5 protein-coding genes are annotated in these 6,123 nt (G+C 36.2%); all 5 read left to right on the top strand.

What is annotated here, in order from left to right:
* Positions 1 to 1,226: 1,226 nt before the first annotated feature.
* The 5 genes from ACN5J3_RS12485 to ACN5J3_RS12465 all read left to right on the top strand — a co-directional run bounded on the left by ACN5J3_RS12485 (position 1,227) and on the right by ACN5J3_RS12465 (position 6,087).
* A complete protein-coding gene (locus ACN5J3_RS12485; protein ID WP_418511959.1) occupies positions 1,227 to 1,976 on the top strand; it encodes a hypothetical protein in 750 nt (249 codons plus the stop codon).
* A 278-nt stretch (positions 1,977 to 2,254) separates the two neighbouring features.
* On the top strand, positions 2,255 to 2,467 hold the full coding sequence (locus ACN5J3_RS12480) for a hypothetical protein (RefSeq protein WP_418511958.1): 213 nt from the start codon (positions 2,255 to 2,257) through the stop codon (positions 2,465 to 2,467).
* Positions 2,468 to 3,154: 687 nt separating this feature from the next.
* The gene (locus ACN5J3_RS12475; protein WP_418511957.1) at positions 3,155 to 4,165 is read left to right on the top strand and encodes a glycosyltransferase family 2 protein; all 1,011 of its coding nucleotides are present in this window, start codon (positions 3,155 to 3,157) and stop codon (positions 4,163 to 4,165) included.
* 2 nt (positions 4,166 to 4,167) lie between these two features.
* Positions 4,168 to 5,184 (top strand): glycosyltransferase, encoded by a 1,017-nt coding sequence (locus ACN5J3_RS12470; protein ID WP_418511955.1) that lies wholly within the window; start codon positions 4,168 to 4,170, stop codon positions 5,182 to 5,184.
* A gap of 3 nt (positions 5,185 to 5,187) precedes the next feature.
* Positions 5,188 to 6,087 (top strand): glycosyltransferase family 2 protein, encoded by a 900-nt coding sequence (locus tag ACN5J3_RS12465; protein ID WP_418511954.1) that lies wholly within the window; start codon positions 5,188 to 5,190, stop codon positions 6,085 to 6,087.
* Positions 6,088 to 6,123 lie beyond the last annotated feature (36 nt).

The raw sequence follows: 6,123 nt of genomic DNA, 5'->3' as shown, positions 1-6,123 counted from the left end.
CCGCACTTGATGCGGAACCCACAACCACCAACCAACAACCAATAACCCACAACCCACAACCGATAACCGATAACCAACAACAGTCAACCCACAACATACAACCAATAACCGACAACCACCAACCCACACGCTGTCATTCCGCACTTGATGCGGAATCCACAACATACAACATACAACATACAACATACAACATACAACATACAACCGACAACAGTCAATCCACAACCCACAACATACAACCAACAACATACGACTCACATCTCACGTCTCACATCTCACTACTCACATCTCACTACTCACTACTAACTACTCACAACCGCCAACCAATAACCCACAACCAATAACCGATCTCAATAATCCTCAATTCCCCATTATTAATTATCCATTATCAATTTTCCATTATCCATTCTCCATTCTCCATTATCCATTCTCCATTATCACTACGCGCCACTCCCTACTCAAATCCCACACGCTGTCATTCCGCACTTGATGCGGAATCCACAACAGACAACCAACACCCGATAACATACAACCAACAACAGACAGCATACAACCCACAACCGATAACCGATCTCCATAATCCTCAATTCCCCATTATCAATTATCAATTTTCCATTATCAATTATCAATTATCAATTTTCCATTCTCCATTCTCCATTATCCATTATCCATTCTCCATTCTCCATTTTCCATTATCAATTATCCATTCTCCATTCTCCATTCTCACTACGCACCACTCCCTACTCAAATCCCACACGCTGTCATTCCGCACTTGATGCGGAATCCACAACATACAACCGATCTCAATTCCCGCCAACCCAAACCCGTACACACCCCGTACATACCCCGTAGATACGCCGTACAAACAGCCAATACCATTACGCCTCAAAAAAGACCAAAAAGGTTAAAAAAGGACATAAAGGTTAAATACACGTTATAAAACACAAACAAGACCATTCACGCCATTAAAAGCTATAACCCCACAAGTAACACCTAAAAACATAAATAAAAAGCAAAGAAACCCCAAACACATACAAACGCGAAACACACCTGATATGGGTACATTACATTTGTCTCAAGTGTTGTAACACACAAGTTTTTAGACAGAAATTTTTATGTAGGAGCTCATACATAAGTGCACCATATCTAAAAGCTAAAGTAAAAGCAACACAGTAAATAAATATTAACCGTATGCAAATAAGAAGCATACATAAAACAATGAAAAGATGGCAAGATACAAAAGCCTATTTAAAATAGAAGGAACATTAGATGATGTAAACTTCTACAAGACAGAAGATGGTTACCGCGTAAGAACTAAAGGCGGAGTAAGTAAAGACCGTATCAAAAAAGATCCGGCATTTCAAAGAACACGTGAAAACAATAGCGAATTCGGATTAGCAGCATCAAGTGGTAAACTACTTAGGCGTGCTATAATAGATTTGGTGGCAAATGCCAAAGATAGCAAGCTAGCCTCTAGACTTACCCAAGTAATGTCGCAAGTAAAAAATGCCGATACCACCTCACCACGTGGTAAACGTAATGTAGCTGTAGGTATTCAATCACCAGAAGGTAAACGCCCCTTAAACGGGTTTGACTTTAATAGAAAGTCTAGCGTATCAGAGGTGCTTTTAAGTGATTTTAATCTCAATACCACATCAGGAGAAATATCAATGACCAATTTTATCCCTGATCAACATCTACTTTTTCCTGAAGGAGCAACACATGTTGAGTTTAGTTGCGGTTTCTTAAACCTTGATTTTGATTCAGGGGTAAAAGATATGCAGCTAAGTAACGTTGTAAACGCACCTATCAATGGTACAGCTACAACCGTAACCTTAACGCCTGCAGCTCCTGCTGCGGGTACAGGACAAGCATTTTATTTATTTAAAATAGCATTTTATCAAGAGATAAACAATGTCCAGTACCCACTTAAAAACGGAACATTCAACGCCCTTCAAATCGTTGAAGTCCTATAACAGCGTGTTCCATCAGTAGTAAAAAAGGTGTTTTAGAATGACTAAAACACCTTTTTTTATGCCCAAAAAGCAAGTTTTTAGTAAACATATGGTTTTTTAATGTATTGTAAATCAAAAGATTATAAAAAATGTTGAGAAAATGTTAAGAACATATTTTAGTGGATTTTAAAATGAATACTATAAAATGCTAATTTGCAAGTAAATAACTAATGATCTTTTATATATGAAACTTAATGAACCAAAAATGAAAAGTTGATTTTAAAGATTTGTTATTTATTATGAAAAGAATTTGTATTTACCCATCTGACGTAGAGGCAATCACAGGGAAATCAAAAAAAACGGCTCAAACATTAGTGCGTACTATAAAAGATGTTTACCAAAAGGAAAAACATCAAGTTGTAACCATACGTGAATTTTGTGAATATATGGGGTTAGAGTATGAAGATGTGTTTAATGAAATCAACAATATCAACAAAAAACGCCCCGCATAAAATAAGCACATACCAAAAGAAACCTATGTGTCAAAACCCACAACCCACAACATACAACTCACATCTCACAACCGCCAACCAACAACATACAACCGACAACCAACAACATACAACCGACAACAGTCAATCCACAACCAACAACCGATACCCAATAACCGATACCCAACAACCGATCTCCATAATCCTCAATTCTCCATTATCAATTTTCTATTATCCATTCTCCATTCTCACTACGCACCACTCCCTAATCAAATCCAACACGCTGTCATTCCGCACTTGATGCGGAATCCACAATCAACAACATACAACTCACATCTCACATCTCACATCTCACATCTCACTACTCACTACTCACAACCAACAACAGTCAACCCACAACCCACAACCCACAACCACCAACCAACAACAGACAATAGACAACCGACACCCGATCTCCATAATCCTCAATTCCCCATTATCAATTTTCCATTATCAATTATCAATTATCAATTATCAATTTTCCATTATCAATTTTCCATTCTCACTACGCGCCACTCCCTACTCAAATCCCACACGCTGTCATTCCGCACTTGATGCGGAATCCACAACCGACAACCAACAACCGATAACCGCCAACCCACAACCGCCAACCACCAAAAATTCTAAACATAAAATACGTATATTAGCACAGCAAACACAAAACTCGCTATGCAACCGCTGGTAAGCATTATTATTCCTACCTATAACCGTGCCCACCTTATTGGGGAAACTTTGGACAGTGTGTTGGCACAAACCTACCAAAATTGGGAATGCATTGTGGTTGATGATGGCAGTACCGATAATACAGAAACCCTATTACAAACGTACATTCATAAAGACTCGCGCTTTCAATACCATAAACGGCCAGGGGTTATGCCTAAAGGAGGAAATAGTTGTAGGAATTTTGGTTTTGAAGTAAGTAAAGGAATGTATATCATATTTTTAGATTCAGATGATTTGCTTATTCCTAATACATTACAAAATAGAATAACTCATATTGATAATGAAAATATTGATATGCTTATATCATTATCAGGGGTGTTTAAGTTAAAAATAGGTGATACTGATAAACAGTGGAATACCATTGATAAAAATATAGCTGCTACGAATTCTTTGATCCGTTTTTTAAAAGCTGATATGCCATGGCAAACAACAGGTGTAACTTGGTCTCGAGACTTTTTCATAAAGAGTGGTGGTGCTTGGCATCCTACATTAAAGGCTTGGCAAGATTGGGAGTTGCACTGTAGAGCATTAATAAATCAACCCAACTTAAAAGCCATAGTTGAGGTAGACAATTATTACAGGTACTTTACTGATGATGGAATAGCAAACGCTTATAAAAGTAAAGATTATTTAAAAGCTATGGCTAGCGCCATTATAACAATTTCTCATTTATTAACCAGAGATAAGAAGTATTACCAAAATATGAAGGTCCATTTAGAGGTGCTTATTTTTTCCATGCTAATAAAACGGCCTGTATCTCTAAAGTATTTTACATTACCTTATCATTTTATGACTAAAATCCCTTTTAAATCAGCAGGATTATCTAGACTAAAATTTATAAAAATATATATCATAGAAATTCTATCAAGAAGCACTAAAATACGCAAGTATGTTTTAGGGAACTATTATAAAAAACAACAAAGGTTTTTAACATTACAAACAACGCATTTAAAATAAGTATGACAAAGCCTATGTCTAACGATACTCCGCTAGGGGTTTCAATTATTATTTGTACTTACAATGGTAAAACAAGACTGCCCGATACATTACAGCATATTGTGCTGCAAAAAATAAAAGTACCTTGTGAAATTATTCTTGTTGATAATGCTTCTACTGATGGTAGTAAAAAGCTAGCTGATAATTGGTGGGACACTAATAAAAAAGACACTCCTATAACCTATCAATCTTTTAGTCAGCCCAAACCTGGGAAGTCTTATGCTCAAGAGTTAGGCTATGATAAAGCAAAATATAGTTTGCTATTGGTTTGTGATGATGATAATTGGCTTTGTGATACCTATGTACAAACAGCCTTTGATATAATGCAAGAGCATCCAGAGATAGGTGCGTTAGGTGGGTGGTGTGATGCTGTTTTTGAAGATAAGGAACCAGAATGGTTCCAACACTATTCTAAATATTATGCTGTTGGAAAACAAGCAATGACTTCAGGAGATATTACAAATACAACAGGATATCTTTATGGTGCTGGAATGGTGTTACGTAAAACACATTGGGTTGCTTTGTTAAATCATGGTTTTCAACATATTTTAAGCTGTAGAAAAGGAACGGCCTTAAGCTCTGGTGGTGATACAGAATATTGCTATGCGTTACAATTGTTAGGGTATAAAATATGGTATGATGAGCGCCTGTATTTTCAGCATTATATGACTGCAGGTAGACTGAATTTAAAATATTTGTCACGGTTACGTAAAGCTATGACCTATTCTAATTTTGTTATTTTAGCCTACAAAGATGTTCTAACTAAAAGTGTTATGAGTAAAACTTTACGGAGACAACGTGTTTTTGTGTTGTTAAAAAATGGCTTGTTAAAAAATGTGTATAGACTATGCCTTGGCAATTACGAGCAAAAAATGATGAGTTATACATATTTTAAAAAACTATACTATTTGGTTTTTAATTATAAAGTGTATTTGCAAAATGTATCTAAAACGCAACAATGGATTAATACTTATAGTTAAATAATGAGCGCTGTACAAGTATCTATTATCATTCCAACATACAACCGTGCAACATATATAGGGGAGGCATTAACGAGTATCATAAATCAAACTTATACGCATTGGGAGTGTTTGGTGATTGATGATGGAAGTACTGATAATACCAAAACTGTAGTTAGCGCCTATCAAGATAAAGACGATAGAATCCGTTATACAACCCGCCCAGACAGCTACCCTAAAGGCAGTAATGGGAGTAGAAACTATGGCCTATCATTAGCGCAAGGGCAATACATAGCCTTTTGTGATGACGACGACTATTGGTTACACGATAAACTAGAAAAACAAATACCAATATTTCAGCAACATCCAGAGGTTGGTCTAGTAACAGGCAATATAGAGTATGTAAATAGTGACGGCATGCGTACAGGACGAGTGATAAAACAAACGGGGAATCATGGATATGTATTTGAAGAAATCCTGTTAAAAAATAGACTTTCAATGATTACACCAGTAATAAAACGCGAGGTATTTGATAAGGTAGGCCTCTTTAATACAAACTTTGTCATTTTTGAAGATTGGGAGTATTGGCGTCGGGTGGCTTATTATTACAAGTTTTATGCGCTAGATGATGTGTTAGCCTGTGTGCGAAAGCATGATACTAATACGTCTTTAATTGTAACACAAGCTCCTTTTGAACAATATGTGCGATATCGTGAGCTTACCAAAGCGCTTTTAAAATGGGGAAAATCTCGTTTTACTAAACGTGATAGGCAGTTAATAGCAGAAGTTGAAGCTAAACGTTATAAGCAGATATTACGGAATCATTGTTCTGGGGTTAAGAGTAAATTAAGATTGATTTTTGAAGTTTTTAAAATGGATTGGCGTGAGGTGCTTTGGTTTGTTTTTCTGTATATTAAGTATTAAAAACGCATTAATTTATTTCCATTTTGATATATTTGG

The sequence above is a fragment of the Corallibacter sp. genome (assembly GCF_048381695.1).
In the GTDB taxonomy this organism is placed as follows: domain Bacteria; phylum Bacteroidota; class Bacteroidia; order Flavobacteriales; family Flavobacteriaceae; genus Corallibacter; species Corallibacter vietnamensis.
The sequence above is the reverse complement of the archived record's forward strand: the minus strand, read 5'-3'. Positions and strand labels throughout refer to the sequence as shown.

Excerpts from the sequence above, each read along its gene's own strand:
- ACN5J3_RS12465 (WP_418511954.1), top strand. The coding sequence starts at position 5,188 with ATGAGCGCTGTACAAGTATCTATTATCATTCCAACATACAACCGTGCA.
- ACN5J3_RS12475 (WP_418511957.1), top strand. The coding sequence starts at position 3,155 with ATGCAACCGCTGGTAAGCATTATTATTCCTACCTATAACCGTGCCCAC.
- ACN5J3_RS12485 (WP_418511959.1), top strand. The coding sequence starts at position 1,227 with ATGGCAAGATACAAAAGCCTATTTAAAATAGAAGGAACATTAGATGAT.
- ACN5J3_RS12480 (WP_418511958.1), top strand. The coding sequence starts at position 2,255 with ATGAAAAGAATTTGTATTTACCCATCTGACGTAGAGGCAATCACAGGG.
- ACN5J3_RS12470 (WP_418511955.1), top strand. The coding sequence starts at position 4,168 with ATGACAAAGCCTATGTCTAACGATACTCCGCTAGGGGTTTCAATTATT.